We start from the raw sequence: 17345 nt of genomic DNA, 5'->3' as shown, positions 1-17345 counted from the left end.
TTCGGGGAACGCGTTCGGGCATGATGGGGCGCATCGTCAGGGGGCTGGTCTGGACCGGCGTGTGGATCATGGCGGCACTCTGTCTGGCCGTGACGATCGTCCCGCGCTTTCTCGATCGCATCTATTATCAGGGGGTGGCGGGCGATCATTTCGATGGCGCGCGCTTCTTCAATCCCGATGGCGAGGATACGTCGCGCCCCACCGGCGGCCGCGCCCATTATCTCTGGCAACAGGTGACAGGCACGGACGGCCGCCCGGACTGGCCGGTGCGGGTCCCGGTGACCCCCGCAAAACCTGCCGAGCTACTTCCCGCCGCTACCCGTCCGGCGCGCGACCCCGCGGCCACGCCGATGCGCGTTACCTGGATCGGCCATGCGTCGGTGCTGGTGCAGACGCCCGGCCTCAACATCCTGACCGATCCGGTGTGGAGCGAGCGTGCCGGCCCGTTCGGCTTCGGTCCGAAGCGGGTGGCGGCCCCCGGCATCGCGCTGGCCGACCTGCCGAAGATCGATCTGATCCTCATCAGCCACAATCATTACGACCATCTCGATCTGTCGACGCTGAAGAAGCTGTACGATCGCGACCGCCCGGCCATCGTCACCAGCCTCGGCAACGACGCGATCCTGCGCGGTGCGGGGATGGAGGCGACCGCGCTCGACTGGCGACAGGCGGAGCGGATCGGCGGGGCGACCGTCCATGTCGTGCGCAACCATCACTGGTCCAGCCGCTGGTTCGTCGACCGCAACCGCGCCCTGTGGTCGGCATTCGTGGTCGAACTGCCCGGTGGCAATCTGTTCTTCGCCGGCGACACCGGCATGGGCGATGGGACGTGGGTGGAGGAGGCGAGGGCGCTCGGCCCGATCCGCCTCGCGCTGATCCCCATCGGCGCGTTCCGGTTCCAGCCGGGCCAGATGGCCAGCGGTGCGCATATCGGCCCGGTCGATGCGCTCGACGTGTTCGGCCGATTGGGCGCGTCGCGGGGTATCGCGATCCATTGGGGCACATTCCGCCTGTCATACGAAGGCTGGGCGACGCCACCCAAATTGCTGACTGCCGCGAAACGCTGTGCGGGGCAGGCCGACCGCCGCTTCGGCGCGGTCGCGATCGGCCGCCCGGTCGACATCGCCCCGATGGACACGCCTGCCGCAGCGACGTTCGATCGTGCCGCGGTCCTGCGTTGTCTGGATGGCCCGATGGGCAGCGCACTGCGGTGAGTTCGAAACCCTATCATCTTCGTCACCCCGGACTTGATCCGGGGTCCCGCTTGCTACCCCCGGCCGCAGAAGAAGCGGGACCCCGGGTCAAGCCCGGGGTGACGATGCCATGCTTGCGCTAACCCCCTGACCCGGCCTAATAGTAACGACAGATACGATCCGGCACAGACCGGACCATTGGAGAGAGACATGCTCGATTTCGCGCTCGGCGAGATGGCCGATGCCATTCGCGAGACCACGCAGCGCTTTGCCGCCGACCGGATCGCCCCGATCGCGGCGGCGGTGGATGCGGAGGACCGCTTCCCGATCGAGCTATGGCCCGAAATGGGCGCGCTCGGCCTGCACGGCATCACCGTCAAGGAGGAAGATGGCGGCCTCGGCCTCGGCTATCTCGAACATGTCGTCGCGTGTGAGGAAGTGGCGCGGGCCTCCGCCTCGGTCGGCCTGTCCTATGGCGCGCATTCCAACCTATGCGTTAACCAGATCGCGCGCTGGGGAAACCCCGAGCAAAAGGCGAAATATCTGCCGAAGCTCATCAGCGGCGAGCATGTCGGATCGCTCGCTATGTCCGAAGCCGGCGCCGGGTCCGACGTCGTCTCGATGAAGCTGCGCGCCGACAAGGTCGATGGCGGCTGGCGGCTGAACGGCACCAAATTCTGGATCACCAACGCCCCCTATGCCGCGACGCTGGTCGTCTATGCCAAGACCCAGCCGGACGCCGGATCGAAGGGGATCACCGCCTTCCTGATCGAAAAGGATTTCGCCGGTTTCTCGATCGGGCAGAAGATCGACAAGATGGGGATGCGCGGCTCGCCGACTGCCGAGCTGGTCTTCAACGACTGTTTCGTGCCCGATGAGAATGTCATGGGTCCGCTGAACGGCGGCGTCGGCGTGCTGATGAGCGGCCTCGATTACGAACGCGTCGTGCTGTCGGGCATTCAGCTGGGCATCATGCAGGCGTGCCTCGACACCGTCCTGCCCTATGTCGCGGAGCGCAAGCAGTTCGGCAAACCGATCGGCGCGTTCCAGCTGATGCAGGGCAAGATCGCCGACATGTCCGTCGCGCTCAATTCCGCCCGTGCGTATGTCTATGCCGTGGCGAAGGCGTGCGACGCCGGCCGCACCACCCGCCACGATGCGGCGGGCGCGATCCTGCTCGCGTCGGAAAATGCGGTGAAGGTCGCCAATGACGCGATCCAGGCGCTGGGCGGGGCAGGGTACACCCGGGACTGGCCGGTCGAGCGCTATTTCCGCGATGCGAAGCTGCTCGACATTGGCGCGGGTACCAACGAAGTTCGTCGGATGCTGATCGGTCGCGAATTGCTGGGCGAGGGGACGCGCGCACAATGACGGTGCTGCCGAGCCTGATCGACCGGAACTCGGACGGTTTCGCCGCCAATGCCGCGCATAATGCCGCGCTGGCCGACGAGCTGCGCCAGCGGATCGCGACGACCGCGCTGGGCGGGCCGGAGCGCAGCCGCGAGCGTCATGTTTCCCGTGGGAAACTGCTGCCCCGCGACCGCATCCACCGCGTCCTCGATGCCGGATCGCCGTTCCTCGAAGTCGGCGCGCTGGCGGCGAATGGCATGTATGGCGACGAGGCCCCGGCGGCGGGCGTCATTGCCGGCGTGGGGCAGGTCCATGGCCGGCAGGTGATGATCGTCGCCAACGACCCGACGGTAAAGGGCGGCGCCTACTTCCCGATGACGGTCAAGAAGCATCTCCGCGCACAGGAGATCGCGACCGAAAACCATCTGCCGTGCATCTATCTGGTCGACAGCGGCGGCGCGAACCTGCCGCATCAGGCCGAGGTCTTTCCCGACCGCGACCATTTCGGCCGCATCTTCTTCAACCAGGCGACGATGTCGGCGAAGGGCATAGCGCAGATCGCCTGCGTGCTGGGCAGCTGCACCGCCGGCGGTGCCTATGTCCCCGCCATGTCCGACGAAACGGTGATCGTGCGCAACCAGGGCACGATCTTCCTTGCCGGCCCGCCTTTGGTCAAGGCCGCGACCGGCGAGGTCATCAGTGCCGAGGAACTGGGCGGGGCCGATACCCATGGCCGCAAGTCGGGTGTGGTCGATCATGTGGCGGAGGACGACGAACAGGCGCTGCTGATCGTGCGCGACATCGTCGCGACCCTGCCACCGCCGCGCCGCGCGGAGATGGCGCTGGCCGAACCGCGCCCGCCGCTGCACGATCCGGCCGACCTTGCCGGCATCATCCCCACCGACGTCCGCGCGCCCTATGACGTGCGCGAGGTCATCGCCCGCTTGGTCGACGGATCGGAACTGCATGAATTCAAGCCGCTCTACGGCACGACCCTCGTCTGCGGTTTCGCCCGCATCTGGGGGATGCCGGTTGCGATCCTCGCCAACAACGGCGTGCTGTTCTCCGAAAGCGCGCAGAAGGGCGCGCATTTCATCGAACTCGCCTGCCAGCGCCGCACGCCGCTCCTCTTCCTCCAGAACATCTCCGGCTTCATGGTCGGCGGGAAATATGAGGCGGAGGGGATCGCCAAGCACGGCGCGAAGCTGGTGACCGCGGTGGCGACCGCGCAGGTGCCCAAGCTCACCGTGCTGATCGGCGGCAGCTTCGGTGCCGGCAATTACGGCATGTGCGGCCGCGCCTATTCCCCGCGCTTCCTGTTCACCTGGCCCAACAGCCGCATTTCGGTGATGGGCGGCGAACAGGCGGCGAGCGTGCTGGCGACCGTCCACCGCGACGCCGACAGCTGGACGCCGGAGCAGGCCGAGGCGTTCAAGGCCCCCGTCCGCGACCGCTATGAGGCCGAGGGCAGCCCGTGGTATGCCACCGCCCGCCTGTGGGACGACGGCGTGATCCTGCCCGAACAGACCCGCGACGTGCTGGGCCTCGCGCTGTCGGCGACGCTGAATGCACCGATTGCGGATCGGGCGCAGTTCGGCATCTTCCGGATGTGATGGCGACACGCTCCGCCTCCCAACCGTATCCCCGCGCAGGCGGGGATCCAGAGCCAAGCAGGCCGACGTCGGTCTTAGGCAACCCTGGACCCCCGCCTGCGCGAGGGTACGCGGTCGCGTGGGGCGGAGCCTTACCCAGCAAACTGGATGTACCCCGGCGAAGGCCGGGGCCCAGTTGGGTGACCTTCCCGCATAACCGCACCCGACCCGCAACTGGACCCCGGCCTTCGCCGGGGTACGGATTGGGTTGGTCTGCGAAGGTTTCGCCACTGCCGGGGTACGCTTGGCGTGGGGAAGGGGAAGCATGACCAGCATCTCCGGCCTGCCCCCCATCCGCCCGCCCGGCCCGCAGGACGTCGGCGTCACCCCCGGCAAGCCCCAACCCCCGGCCGCGCCCGCCACCCCGACGACCGCGCTCGGCGTCGACACCGTCGCCTATGACGCGATCGTGGCGATGGTTACCCGCGCCATCGCCAGCCTGCCGCCGGGCACGGCACTGTCCAGCTTCATCGCGACCGTCGCCCGCGTAACCGCGGAAGTGGAGGCGCAACTCGCCGCGCATCCGCAGCCGACCGGGCAGGCGACCTCACCGACCGCGCCCCCCATGCCCGGCACTGCGGACGTGGCCAACCCGACCACCCCGCTTCCCGAAGCGGTCGCGCGGGCGCTGACTGCCGCCTTCGCCGCCGATCCCGCCACCGCCCGCGCTGCCATCGCCGATCCGCTGCAACCGCCGCCGGCCACCCCGGCGGAGGTCAGCGCCCGCGACCTCGCGCTCGCCGCCGCCGCCCTGATGGGCGCGCGGATCGACCCCGACCGCCCGATCCCGACCTCCGACCGCCTCGCGACCGATCCCGACCGCGACGCCCTGCCCACGGAACAGCCCATGCGCGACCGCCTCTACCTGCTCGACCCGAGCTTCACCGACCCGGCCTATCCCGACCGGACCTTCTATTGCCGCGACTGCATCACCGTCGACGGACTGCTGGCGCGTTTCCCGGACAAGGCGACGATGCTGGAGGTCATCCGCATCCCCTATTCCCGCCCGCGCGAACAGGTGATCGCGGTGGTCGGCGAGGCACACCAGAACCTCCCGCTGCTGGTCCTCAGCGCCAACGCCGATCCGGCGCTGGCCGACGGGCGGCATGACGGAACCTATTTCGTAAGCGATCTCAAGGGGCTGCTTCACGCGCTGCACGTCCGTCACGGTTTCCCGGAGGCGCATCCATGACCCTTTCCTACAACCCGCCCGCCGTGGCAGACCATCGGCGGGCGGCGTCGTCCCCCGGCCGAGGTCGCGCACCGCACGCATTGCGCACGAGTGTGAACTTCGTGAACTTTGGAGCGGCGCGATGATCGAATCGCTGCTGATCGCCAATCGCGGAGAGATTGCCCGGCGCATCATCCGCACCGCGCGCCGGCTGGGCGTGCGCACCATCGCGGTGCATAGCGACGTCGATGCCGGCCTGCCCTTCGTGGCGGAAGCGGACGAAGCCGTCTGTATCGGCCCGGCCCCGGCACGCGAGAGCTATCTCGACCAGGCGAAGATCCTCGCCGCCGCCCGCGCGACGAACGCGGCCGCGATACACCCCGGCTACGGCTTCCTGTCCGAAAATGCCGAGTTCGCCGAGGCAGTCGCCGCCGCCGGCCTCGTCTGGGTCGGCGCACCGGCCTCCGCCATCCGCGCGATGGGCCTGAAGGACGCGGCCAAGGCGCGGATGATCGCCGCCGGCGTGCCGGTGACGCCGGGCTATCTCGGCGAGGACCAATCGGGCGAACGCCTGCGTACCGAGGCCGACGCCATCGGCTACCCCGTCCTCATCAAGGCGGTGGCCGGCGGCGGGGGCAAGGGGATGCGCCGCGTCGACGATGCGGCCGCCTTTGCCGACGCGCTCGACAGCTGCCGCCGCGAAGCCGCTGCCTCGTTCGGCGACGACCGCGTGCTGATCGAGAAATATATCCTGTCGCCCCGCCATATCGAGGTGCAGGTCTTCGGCGACACCCATGGCAACGCCGTCCACCTGTTCGAACGCGACTGTTCGCTGCAACGCCGCCACCAGAAGGTGATCGAGGAAGCGCCCGCGCCCGGCATGGACGCGGAGACCCGCGCGTCGGTGTGCGACGCCGCCGTCCGCGCCGCCCGTGCGGTCGACTATGTCGGGGCGGGCACCATCGAATTCATCGCCGACGCCTCCGAAGGGCTGCGCGCCGACCGCATCTGGTTCATGGAGATGAACACCCGGCTGCAGGTCGAACATCCGGTGACCGAGGCGATCACCGGTACCGATCTGGTCGAATGGCAGTTGCGCGTCGCATCCGGCGAACCCCTGCCCAGGACGCAGGGCGACCTGTCAATCACCGGCTGGGCGATGGAAGCGCGGCTCTATGCCGAAAATCCGGCAACCGGCTTCCTGCCGTCGACCGGGCCGCTGACCCATCTCTACCTCCCGACCGACATCCGCGTCGACGCCGGGGTTCGCCAGGGCGATGCGGTGACGCCGCATTATGATCCGATGATCGCCAAGCTGATCGTCCACGCCCCCAACCGCGCCGCCGCTGCCGCGAAGCTGGCTGCCGCCGCCGCGTCGGTACAGGTCTGGCCGGTGCGCACCAACGCCGCCTTCCTCGCCCGCTGCGCCGGCGACCCGGACTTTGTCGGCGAAGCGATCGATACCGGATTCATCGAACGCCATGCCGACCGGCTCGTCCCCGATGGCACCGCGTCGGCCGCCATCGCCGGAGCGGCGGCGGCGGCACTGGTCCAACGCGACCCGACCGACCCGTGGCGCGCGCTCACCGGCTTCCGCCTTAACGCCGCGCCCGACGACCGGGTGGCGGTCGCGATCGGCGGCAGCACCCGCCTCGCCACGCCGCAGGCTACCGGTACCGTCGCACAGGTCGGCCAGGAACGCGTCCTGTTCGCCGATGGCGAAGCCTTTCCCTTTGCCGCGCCGGTCGCGGGGCAGGGCGGGGGTGCCTCGGCCGGCGACGGCGCGATTCTCTCGCCGATGCCCGGCCGCATTGTCGCGGTGGAGGTTGCAGCGGGCGACCGCGTCACCGCCGGCCAGCGGCTGGTGGTACTGGAGGCGATGAAGATGGAGCAGGCGCTGCTCAGCCCGTTCGACGGCACGGTCGCCGACCTTGTCGCCACCCCCGGTGGGCAGGTCGCGGAGGGCGTGGTGCTGGCCCGCATCGAAAAGGACGCCGCATGACCGGCCGCTATTATGACGACTGGCAGGTCGGCGACCGGATCGACCACCCGATCCGCCGGACGGTGACCGAGACCGACAATCTCCTCTTCTCGGCGATGACCCACAACCCGCAGCCGCTGCACATCGATGCGGAGGCGGCGAAGGCGTCGGAGTTCGGGCAGATCCTCGTCAACGGCACCTTCACCTTCGCGCTGATGGTCGGGCTGTCGGTAGGGGAGACGACGCTCGGCACGCTCGTCGCGAACCTCGGCTACGACCAGCTGGTGATGCCCAAGCCCGTGTTCCTCGGCGATACGCTGCGCGCCACGACGGAGGTCACCGCCCTGAAGGACAGCCGCTCGCGTCCCGATGCCGGCATCGTCACCTTCACCCATGAACTCCATAACCAGCGGGGCGAGGTCGTCTGCCGCTGCCTGCGCACCGCGCTGATGCAGCGCCGGCCATGACGCTGCGCTCGCTCCTCTTCGTTCCCGGCGACCGGGCGGACCGTTTTGCCAAGGCGGCGGCAAGCGGGGCGGACGCGCTGATCCTCGATCTGGAGGATGCCGTCGCCCCCGCTGCGAAGGACGGCGCGCGCGCTGCGGTCCGGGACTGGCTGGGCGAGGGGGCGTCGCTGCCGCGCTTCGTGCGGATAAACCCGGTCGACACCCCGCTGGCGCTCGCCGACCTCGACGCGCTGGCCGGCACCGGCCCGGACGGGATCATGGTGCCCAAGGCGGAAGGGGCGGCGACCATCGCCACGCTCGATACGCTGCTGGCCGAGCGCGGACTCGCCGATATGCCGCTCCTGCCGATCGCGACCGAGACTCCGGCGGCGATCTTCCAACTCGGGAGTTACGCGGCGGTCGCGCACCGCCTTGCCGGCATCACCTGGGGCGCGGAGGATTTGCCCGCCGCCATCGGTGCGACGACCTCGCGCGAGGGCGATGGCCGCTACACCGCGCCTTACGAGTTGGCCCGGTCGCTGACCCTGTTCGGTGCCCACGCCGCCGGGGTCGCGGCGATCGATACCGTCTATCCGGCGATCCGCGACCAAGCGGGCCTCGCCGCCTATGCCGCGCGGGCGGCGCGTGACGGCTTTACGGCGATGATGGCGCTCCACCCGGCACAGGTGGCGCCGATCAACGCCGCCTTCACCCCCTCGGCCGAAGCGGTCGCGCGGGCGCAGGCGATCGTCGACGCCTTCGCCGCTAACCCGCAGGCGGGCGCGCTGCAGGTCGATGGCCGCATGGTCGATGCCCCGCACCTGAAACAGGCGCGGCGGATATTGGCAACACGCTGATTCCTCCCCGCGGGCGGAGGATCTATTCCACCGGGACGCCGGGCGGCGGCGCGGCCAGTTTCCTGAGCGCTGCCGTCCGCTCCCGCTCCACCGCCGCCCGGTCGGCGGCCAGCCGCTTTCGCACCGCCAGATAATGGAGCGCGGCACGGCGATCCTCTTCGCCGGTCAGCGACGCGGGCACCTGCTGCGCGGCTTCCTCCAGCGCGGCGGGTGTCGGGACCGGGGTGGCGGGGGGCAGGCCGGCATGGCCCTGCGACGCGATGTCGTACCAATGCGCCGCCGCCTGCGAAAAATCGGGCAGGGTCGCGGCGACCGCGTCGAAGCGTTCGACCGCCATGGCGTGGCGCACCAGTTCCGCTTCGATCGGGATCAGCGCGCGTTCGGCCAGCAGCATCCGTAGCATCGCCGCATCCCGGTCGAACCGGTTCCAGGCGGCCTGGTTGAAGGCGTGCTGGCTGCGTTGCAGCGTCAGCGCGCGCAGCACGTCGGCGCGATCGGGCTGGCGCCAGACCCACGCAATGCCCTGCACCGCGAACCATCCCCATGCGACCAGCGCGAAGCCCGCCAGCGCCAGCAACACGGTGCGCCAGCCGGGCTGTCCGGCCGATCCGGCGGCGATGCCGACCACGATCCCGGCCAGTCCAGCCGCCGCCAGCCCCAGTCGCGGGTCGCGATACCATGTTGCGCGCAAAGCACCGTCTCCCCAATCACCGATAGCCGGCGACCCTAGCACCGATCCGGCCAAGGTCGACACCGCCAATCCGTGGCCATGGCGTGCCGCGATGGGAAAGCGGGGTCAGGCCGCCAGTCGCAGCCGGTCGCGCCCCCCGGCCTTTGCCGCATAAAGCGCCTGGTCGGCCGCGCGCAGCACCATGGCCGCGCTGCCCGTGCCGTCGATGGCAGCTATGCCGGCACTGACCGTCAGCTCGACCGTCGCCGGGCCATGGCGCAGCCGGGTCGCGGCCAGCGTCGCGCGGAGACGCTCGCACAGGCAATGGGCCTGTTCGATGCCGGTGCCCGGGAACAGGACGCCGAATTCCTCCCCGCCCAGCCGCGCGACCACATCGCCATCGCGCATCACGCCGCGCGCGATCCGGGCGAATGCCTGCAGCGCATGGTCGCCGGCGTCGTGGCCGTGGCGGTCGTTCACCGCCTTGAAATGATCGATGTCGAACACCGCGACGCAGCCGGCGATTCCGCCGTCGGCCGCAACTGCGATGCGCTCCGCCAGTGCGGCGTCGAACACCCGGCGATTGGCCAGGCCGGTCAGCGGATCGGTCGATGCCGCGCGCGACAATTCGGCCTCGCGCGCCTTGCGATGCGACACGTCGCGGATCATCGACACCGTACCGCTGACCCGACCGTCATCGCCCTGGACCGCGCGGGTATGCGATTCGAACCAGCGCAGCGCGCCGTTGGATACCCGGGCGCGATATTCGACGATCTGCGTGCCCGCCACATCGCGCAGCGCGTCGCGGTGGGCGATCAGTACCAGATCGCGGTCGACCGGATGCACCAGTTCCAGCGCGCGGCTGCCATGCAACTGCGCCGGGCTGCGCCCGACGATCTGCTCGATGGAGGGGGAGAGATAGGTGACGCGTCCGCCGGTATCGATGCCCAGCACGATGTCGGTCGAATGGTCGGCGAGCAGGCGATAGCGCGCCTCGCTCTCGCGCAGGCGGCGATACAGCGCCTGTCGCCGGCTGAGGTCGGCGCCGACCGGAAAGGTCGTCAGAACGGCACAGGCGAAATAGAATTGGAAGAACGCCATGCGCTCGTGCACATCGCCGCCGATGAAGCTGGTCGGGCCGTATCCGTGCGCGGTCGCATAGCCACCGACCAATGCCAATATGATCGCCGCCACCGCCGCGCCGGGCAGGCCCAGGCGAAAGGTCGTCAGCATCACCGGCAATACCGGCAGGAACAGCAGCGGCCATGCGTTCTGGAAGAACACGACTGCCGTCACCACGGCGGTCGTGGTCAACAAGACGGCCGCTTCGATGCGCAGCTGGCGCGGTGCGGCGCGCCAGTGCCGCCCGATCACGCCCGACAGCAACAGCGACAGGATCGGCGTCAGCGTAATCATGCTGAGGCTGTGGCCGATGAACCAGAGACGCCACTGCGGCCCGAACGGCAGGCCGAAGCGGAGGACGACCACGCTGGCGGCGATCGTCGCGCCCAGCGCGGGGGCGATGATGCCGACCGCCGCGACGAACCGGCCGATCCGTGCGAGCGATCCGAAATAGCCGCGCCGGACCCGCAGCCTGCGGAACAGCCATGCCGCCATGCCGACCTCGCCGACCTTCGCGATCGCCATCGGCACCGCCGCCGCCGCACCGAATCCGAACAGCGTCGTCGCGGCCATGCTGCCGATCGCGGCACCGATCAATATCGGCCGCCAATCCCGGCGGGGGCGGGCGATCAGCATCGCCAGCAGGAACGGGGTGGCGGGCGCGACCGCCGACAGGCCGCCCTGCCAGTTCAGGAATATCGCGAGCGAGGCGAGGAGAAAATAGACCAGCGCCGTGACCAACCAGATCCGTCGCGTGAAAGTGCCTGTCGCCATGCGGTGCACATGACCCGTTCCCGGTTAACGGCAGGTATAGCCTGCGGCTAACTATCTCCAAACTGATCGTATTTGTCGCGCTTGCGCTGACCGAACAGCAATTTGCGTTCGAGGTGATGGCGCAACGCCGCATAATAGGCTTCGAGAAAGGCGAGGTCGTATCCCTCCTCGCGCCGGCCCAGTTTGCCACGGATCGCGGTGGCGACGGCATAGAGGTCGGCGCGGTCGTTCCGGCGCAGCACCTCTTCCAGCCGCTGCAGCTCGAACGCGCCATATGCATCCAGTTCGGCGGCAGTGAAGGGGGCGATCCGGGCCTGGTCGTGGGCGTGCGCCGTCTGGATCAGCAAATCCTCGCCCAGCTTGCGCACCTCGCGTTCGACGACCCAAGTGCCCGCGATCACGTCCCCGGCGCGCAGCCGGTCGCGGTTGAGCAGCGGCAGGAACAACAGGATCGACGCCCAGCCCAGCGCCAGCGTCGCGGTCCATGCGGTCGCCATCCCCTCGGCAAAGGCGAAGGCGAGGAAGAACAGCGGCAGGAACACCTCGATCTCGCGCAGCAGGTTGCGCGCCAGCACCGCCGACCCGGTCAGTCGCCCGCCGTCGCGCGACACGACGCGCAGCTTCATCAGCCGCTTGCCCGGCGTCGCCGCACGCTTGCCCGCCTCGAACAGCACGAAATAGAAATTGCGCAGCAGGAAGAAACCGAGCAGCCAGATGACCGCATAGAGCGAAGTCGCCCCGCGCGGCCCACCGATGGCCAGCGCCGCGATCAGCAGCGATGCACCGATCAGCACCGCCAGCATGATGATCGCATCGATCAGGAACGCCCCCGCGCGTGCGCCGGCCGATCCCAGGCGCAGGTTCAGCGGTACCCCTTCGGGCGTGACCAGTTGCCGGTCGAGCGTCCGCGTCACGCGGGGCTTGCGCGGCTTGCGCTCACGCCGCGCCACGGCGACCCCCGAAGGTGAAATAGAGCGTCCACAGCGCCAGCATCGCGCCGCCCACCGCCAGCCGTGCACTGTCGTCGTTGACAAGCTGGCGCGCAAACCCCTCCAGCAGGCCGGCGATCAGCAGCATCAGGATGACGCCGATCATCACCACCGCGCCGCGCCGGCCGGCGTCGGCCGCCGCCGCCATGCGGGTGCGTTCGCCGGGAAAGGCGACGGCGCGGCCGATATGCAGTCCCGCCGCCGCCGCGATGGCAATCGCCCCGATCTCGGTCGTGCCATGGATCATCAGCCACGCGAACAGGCCCCAGCCCAGGCCATGCGGCACGAATGCTGCGAACATCGCGCCGGCCAGCGCGCCATTCTGCACCGACAGGATGATCGTCGGAATACCGAACAGGAACCCCAGCGCGAACGCCATGATCGCGACCTGGGAATTGTGCGTAAACAGCGAGGTGGCGAAGACATGCAGCCCGCCCTGGTCGGGCGGTGAATAGAGCGAGGCGCGCAGGCTTGCCGCACTGGCGTTCATGTCGCGCCCGCTCGCCATTTCGGGGGACACCATCGCCGAAAACCACGCCGGGTCGCTGCGGACCAGGTGATAGGCGGCAAAGGCGCTGAGGACCAGCAGCAGGGTCGACAGGAGCAGTTCGGGGGCGATCGCCCGCACCGCGCGCGGCCATCCGCTGGCGAAGAACGTCTTAACCTGCTGCCACCATGGCTCGCGGGCGGAATAGAGCGCGAAATAGGCCCGCGTCGACAATGCCTCGAGATAGCCGACCAGCGATGCGTCGAGCGACGTCGCTCGCGCGATCGACAGCGCGGACAGCGTGGCGCGGTACAGGCGCGGCAGGTCGACCAGATCGTCGTCCGAAAGCCGGCGCGGCGATTTCTTTTCGAGCTGGTCGAGCAACGCCTCCAGCCGCGCCCAGTCGCTCTCACGTTCGGCGCGGAAATGATGGGTGGCGAAGGTGACGGTCATCGGCCGCGCTCCCGGTGGCTCAGATAGCGTTCGACGAGCGCCAGCGGCATGGCGTCGGCGGTCGCCTCGATCACGTCGATCCCCATCCGCCGCAATCGTTCGACCACGATCGCCCGGTCGCGCAGCAGCAGATGGGCGACGTTGGCGCGGACGAGGTCGTCGGCATGTGCCGGCTCGGCATCGCGCAATTCCTCCAGTTCGGCATCGCGGAACAGCACGAACAGCACCCGGTGGCGCTTCAGCATCCGCTGCGCCGCCGCCAGCAGCAGCTCCGCGCTGGTCGTATCGGTGAACTCGGTGAAGAGCACCACCAGCGCGCGCCGATCGAGCTTCTGATCCAGCGTGACGAGGCCGAGCGTGTAGTTGCTCTCCTCCGCGCCGTAATCGATGTCTGCGGCGGCATGGTGCAGCCGGGCGAAGCCGCGCGTGCCGCCGCCGATGCTGCCGCTGTCGACCTGCGGCCGTGCCCCGAACGAATAGAGCCGCACCCGGTCGCCCGACTTCAGCGCCACGAATGCCGCCAGCAGCGCCGACGACACCGCGCGGTCGATACGGGGAATGTCGCCGACCGGATCGGTCATCGCGCGTCCGGCGTCGACCGCGAACACGATCATGTTGTCGCGTTCGGTATGGAACTCGCGCGCCAGCAGCGCGGCGTGGCGGGCCGATGCCTTCCAGTCGATCGACCGGCGTTCCATGCCGGGCTGGAAATCGGTCAGCACCTGGAAATCCTGCCCGTCGCCATGGTCGCGGCGCAGCCGGTTGCCCATGGCGACACTGTTCAGATATTGCCGCATCCCCTGATCGCGGACCGGGCGGATATCGGGCAGGACCGGAATATCGCGCGCGGCCTTCGCGCTCGCCTGCCGCCATGCCAGCCCCATCGGCCCGGCGCGCCTGGCCCATAGCCGCCGCAGTTGCGCCTTGCCGCGCCGCTCCGCACGAAAGCCGCCCGGCGCGGTGCGTTCGATCGGTCCGTCGAACGCCGCGGCGATATCGGCATTGCCCATCGTGAACGTCTCCCCGATGTTCAGCGTCGCGGGCAGTCCTTCGGGCATCGCCAGCACCGGCTTCTTCGCCAGCACCGCGTCGGCGCCGATCAGCACCAGCACGCCCGCGATCCAGAGCGGCGCGGCGATCCACGCCGCCGGCGCCAGCACGCCCAGCGCCAGCCCGACCGGCGCGGCTAGCGCGGTCAGCTGGATCGCACGGGGCGTCGGCACGATCATCGCGGCGCTTCGACCGATGCGATCAGGCTGGCGACCACGTCCTCGACCCGCCGCCCGTCGATCTCCGCGCTGGGCGACAGGATCAGGCGGTGGCGTAGCAATGCCGGCGCCAGCGCCTTCACATCGTCGGGGATCACATAATCGCGCCCGTCCAACGCCGCGCCGGCCCGCGCCGCCGCCGCCAGCGCGGACGCCGCGCGTGGGGACGCACCCGACGACAGGTCGCCATGGTCGCGCGTCGCGCGGATCAGCCGCACGATATAGTCGATCACCTCATCGACCAGCCGCACCTGTCCGACCGCATCGATCGCGGCGGCGATGGCGGCGTTGTCGGCGACCTGCGCCACGCCCGAATCCTGCGGGGCTGGGGTGCCGGTACGGGTGCCGTACTGCGCGACGATGGCGCGCTCTGCATCGAGGCTGGGCCAGCCGATCGCGATCTTGAACAGGAACCGGTCGAGCTGCGCCTCGGGCAGCGGGTACACCCCCTGCTGCTCGATCGGGTTCTGCGTCGCGACCACGGTGAAGCGGTCGGACAGCATCTCGGTCCGCCCGTCGATGGTGATGCGGCGTTCCTGCATCGCCTCCAGCAAGGCCGCCTGCGTCTTGGGCGGGGTGCGGTTGATTTCGTCGGCCAGCAGCAATTCGCAGAAGACGGGGCCGCGGGTCAGCGCGAATTCCGACGTCTGGAAATTGAACAGGTTGGACCCGATGATGTCGCCCGGCATCAGGTCCGGCGTGAACTGGATCCGCCCGAAATCGAGGCCCAGCGTCCGCGCGAAACTCTGTGCCAGCAGCGTCTTGGCGGTCCCCGGCGGTCCTTCGAGCAGGACGTGACCGGCCGAGAACAGGGCGATGGTCAGCAGCCGGACGGCGTCCTGCTGTCCCACTACCGCTTTCTGTATCTCCCGGTCGATCGCCGATCCCAGCGACCGTACCTCGTCGAGCGTCATGCGCCTGTTTCCTTCTTCCATGCGGTCAGGTCTTTCGCCGCCGCCAATGCCTCACCCTCGGTGCGGGCATCGCGCAGGCGACGGTCGATGTCGGAATAGCCCGGATGCACCCGGTCGAGCCGCTCGGCCGATGGCGCTGCACCCATCAGCAACCGCCGCGACAGCAGCTCCAGCATCATGTCCGCATAACGCGGGCCGACCAGCGGGGTGCGTCCGGCCAGCCGCGTCAGCGCCACGATATTGTCGATCAGCGCGCGCTTGCCCGCCGCCACCGCCCGCTTCTCGCGCAGCGGGGGGCCGAACCGCCCGGCGGCGGCGATCCCCGCCAGCACGGCGGCGGCGATCAGCGCCAGCGTGACGCCCAGGAACGGTGGCAGGAACAGCAGCTTGACGAGGTTGCGGTCGCCCCGCGTGTAATGCAGCGACCGGTCGAACAATGCCCGGCCGTCATGTTCGGGATCGATCGCGCGCAACATCGCCAGCGCCGCCTTCGCATTGCGCTGGTCGGCCATGGCGCGGTTGTTGACCAGATCGGGATCGGCCAGCACGAACGTGTCGCTCGATCCGATCTGCCCCAGCACCGCCGCCCCGTCGCGCGCGCCGATCAGCGGGGTGATGGCGTCGCCCGCCATCGCGTTGAGGCCCCGGTCGGGCAGGGCGAAGGAGCGCAGCGCGGGATAGTCGTCGGCGACCAGACCAACGTCGCTGCGATCCTCGACATGCCAGTCGGCCTCGGCCGGGACCAGCTGCTGCAGCTTCGTCCCGTCGACCTCGCCGGTGCGCTGCACCCGGCCACCCTGCAGCGGCAGTTTCTCGACCTGCCATTTGGGCAGGATGATGAGCGTCGGATAGCGCAGCGGCGGTCCGTCCTCGTCCTCCGCATCGCCATCGGACAGCGCAGAGGCCATCGCGATGCGCTTGTCGACGATCGCCTTGATATCCGCCGGCCGGGTGGCTTCCGTCGGAGTCAGGATCAGGATGGCCGCATTCTCGCGCGGATCGACATCGTTATAGTCGGGCGGCTGCACCGCCTCGACCAGCCGCTGGAACGCATGATAGCCCGCCCCGTCCTTGCGGTCCGCCGCCGGTGCTTCCCCGGTGGCGCGCGCGATCTCGTCGCCGAACCCCGACATCAGGATCGAGGCGAGCAGCAGCAGCGCCCCGCCGATGACGAGGATGACGACCGTGCGCGCGGCAAAGGGCGAGGACTGGTTCATCGCGCACCCTTCAGGGCAAAGCCGGCATAGTCTGCCCGCGCCCGCTGCCAGTCGTCGGCACCGAGCGCCCGCCCGCCGAACAGGCTGCGCTCGACCGCCGCGACGATTCCGGCGAAGACGCCGCGCGCGTTTTCGGGCAGCGCATCGGCGCGGGCGATGTCGCGGCTGGTATCGGCCGGACGCACCACGTCGCCGCGCCATGCGACGATATCGTCGATGCTGCGGAACAGCAGCAGGTGGACCGCCTCGTCATAGCGCCCATCGGCGGCCAGCGCATCGGCATCCTCCAGCAGCGCCCGCGCGCGGGTTTCGGTCGGGGTCCATGCCGGCGCGTCCTCGACCATGCGGTTGCGGCCGAATCTTTCGGCGATCCATGCGCGCAGGCCCGGGACCAGCGCGAACAGCAGCGCGACGACGATGACGATGGCGATCCCCCACAGGATCACCCGCCATCCGCCCCCGACCCATTCGACGAAATTGCCGATCGCGCGCAGCGTCGGTTCCAGCCATTCGGGCGGCGGATCGCGCGGTTCGGGCAGCTTTTCGGGCAGGTCGAACTGGATCGACGGATCGGCGCGGATCGCTTTCCAGGCGGCGTCGACCTTCGCGGAATCGATCGGCGGTACCGCCGCGACGGCGTGGCTCAGTCCGTCCGCCCCCTGCGCCGCCGCCACGTCCGCTCTCCCTGTCGCCTGCAGTGGCATGGCGACGCTTGGAGCAAATCGTCGATTTACATGCAACGCTTTTCCACCCAGACTTTCGGGTGACGGCCGGGGGCGGCCTGTGGGGGAACGGGTCGAT

At 69.4% G+C, this 17345-nt stretch carries 15 protein-coding genes; 7 read left to right on the top strand and 8 right to left on the bottom strand.

Going from position 1 to position 17345, the window contains the following annotated elements; genetic code table 11:
* The first annotated feature begins 23 nt into the window (after positions 1-23).
* The 7 genes from MF609_RS14670 (at position 24) to MF609_RS14640 (ending at position 8650) form a co-directional block, all read left to right on the top strand.
* The gene (locus MF609_RS14670) at positions 24-1214 is read left to right on the top strand and encodes an MBL fold metallo-hydrolase (protein ID WP_242417091.1); all 1191 of its coding nucleotides are present in this window, start codon (positions 24-26) and stop codon (positions 1212-1214) included.
* Between the two features lie 189 nt (positions 1215-1403).
* Positions 1404-2564: an acyl-CoA dehydrogenase family protein gene (locus tag MF609_RS14665; protein WP_242417029.1), complete on the top strand. Its 1161-nt coding sequence runs from the start codon at positions 1404-1406 to the stop codon at positions 2562-2564.
* Positions 2561-4156, top strand: a complete 1596-nt coding sequence (locus MF609_RS14660; protein WP_242417028.1) for a carboxyl transferase domain-containing protein — start codon at positions 2561-2563, stop codon at positions 4154-4156. The genes MF609_RS14665 and MF609_RS14660 overlap by 4 nt, the downstream gene beginning before the upstream one ends.
* A 304-nt stretch (positions 4157-4460) precedes the next feature.
* Positions 4461-5387: a DUF3088 domain-containing protein gene (locus MF609_RS14655; RefSeq protein ID WP_242417027.1), complete on the top strand. Its 927-nt coding sequence runs from the start codon at positions 4461-4463 to the stop codon at positions 5385-5387.
* Between the two features lie 121 nt (positions 5388-5508).
* Positions 5509-7368: an acetyl/propionyl/methylcrotonyl-CoA carboxylase subunit alpha gene (locus tag MF609_RS14650; protein WP_242417026.1), complete on the top strand. Its 1860-nt coding sequence runs from the start codon at positions 5509-5511 to the stop codon at positions 7366-7368.
* Positions 7365-7814: a MaoC family dehydratase gene (locus MF609_RS14645; RefSeq protein ID WP_242417025.1), complete on the top strand. Its 450-nt coding sequence runs from the start codon at positions 7365-7367 to the stop codon at positions 7812-7814. The genes MF609_RS14650 and MF609_RS14645 overlap by 4 nt, the downstream gene beginning before the upstream one ends.
* Positions 7811-8650: an HpcH/HpaI aldolase/citrate lyase family protein gene (locus tag MF609_RS14640; protein WP_242417024.1), complete on the top strand. Its 840-nt coding sequence runs from the start codon at positions 7811-7813 to the stop codon at positions 8648-8650. The genes MF609_RS14645 and MF609_RS14640 overlap by 4 nt, the downstream gene beginning before the upstream one ends.
* Positions 8651-8672: 22 nt before the next feature.
* Here the strand turns inward: MF609_RS14640 and MF609_RS14635 are convergent, their stop codons facing one another.
* From MF609_RS14635 to MF609_RS14600, 8 genes are all read right to left on the bottom strand, one after another.
* Positions 8673-9341 carry a hypothetical protein gene (locus MF609_RS14635; protein ID WP_242417023.1) on the bottom strand — a complete coding sequence of 223 codons (669 nt, stop codon included), beginning with the start codon at positions 9339-9341 and terminating at the stop codon, positions 8673-8675.
* Positions 9342-9446: 105 nt separating this feature from the next.
* On the bottom strand, positions 9447-11216 hold the full coding sequence (locus MF609_RS14630) for a sensor domain-containing diguanylate cyclase (RefSeq protein ID WP_242417022.1): 1770 nt from the start codon (positions 11214-11216) through the stop codon (positions 9447-9449).
* A gap of 47 nt (positions 11217-11263) precedes the next feature.
* On the bottom strand, positions 11264-12166 hold the full coding sequence (locus MF609_RS14625; RefSeq protein ID WP_242417021.1) for an RDD family protein: 903 nt from the start codon (positions 12164-12166) through the stop codon (positions 11264-11266).
* The gene (locus MF609_RS14620; RefSeq protein WP_242417020.1) at positions 12153-13145 is read right to left on the bottom strand and encodes a stage II sporulation protein M; all 993 of its coding nucleotides are present in this window, start codon (positions 13143-13145) and stop codon (positions 12153-12155) included. Before MF609_RS14620 ends, MF609_RS14625 begins: the two co-directional genes overlap by 14 nt.
* Positions 13142-14374 carry a DUF58 domain-containing protein gene (locus MF609_RS14615; protein ID WP_242417019.1) on the bottom strand — a complete coding sequence of 411 codons (1233 nt, stop codon included), beginning with the start codon at positions 14372-14374 and terminating at the stop codon, positions 13142-13144. Before MF609_RS14615 ends, MF609_RS14620 begins: the two co-directional genes overlap by 4 nt.
* Positions 14371-15327, bottom strand: coding sequence for an AAA family ATPase (locus MF609_RS14610; RefSeq protein WP_242417018.1), 957 nt, complete (start codon positions 15325-15327; stop codon positions 14371-14373). Before MF609_RS14610 ends, MF609_RS14615 begins: the two co-directional genes overlap by 4 nt.
* The gene (locus MF609_RS14605; protein ID WP_242417017.1) at positions 15324-16544 is read right to left on the bottom strand and encodes a hypothetical protein; all 1221 of its coding nucleotides are present in this window, start codon (positions 16542-16544) and stop codon (positions 15324-15326) included. Before MF609_RS14605 ends, MF609_RS14610 begins: the two co-directional genes overlap by 4 nt.
* Positions 16541-17248, bottom strand: coding sequence for a DUF4129 domain-containing protein (locus tag MF609_RS14600; RefSeq protein WP_242417016.1), 708 nt, complete (start codon positions 17246-17248; stop codon positions 16541-16543). The genes MF609_RS14605 and MF609_RS14600 overlap by 4 nt, the downstream gene beginning before the upstream one ends.
* Positions 17249-17345: the final 97 nt, after the last annotated feature.

The organism is Sphingomonas panni, assembly GCF_022664435.1.
Lineage (GTDB): Bacteria > Pseudomonadota > Alphaproteobacteria > Sphingomonadales > Sphingomonadaceae > Sphingomonas > Sphingomonas panni.
The sequence above is the reverse complement of the archived record's forward strand: the minus strand, read 5'-3'. Positions and strand labels throughout refer to the sequence as shown.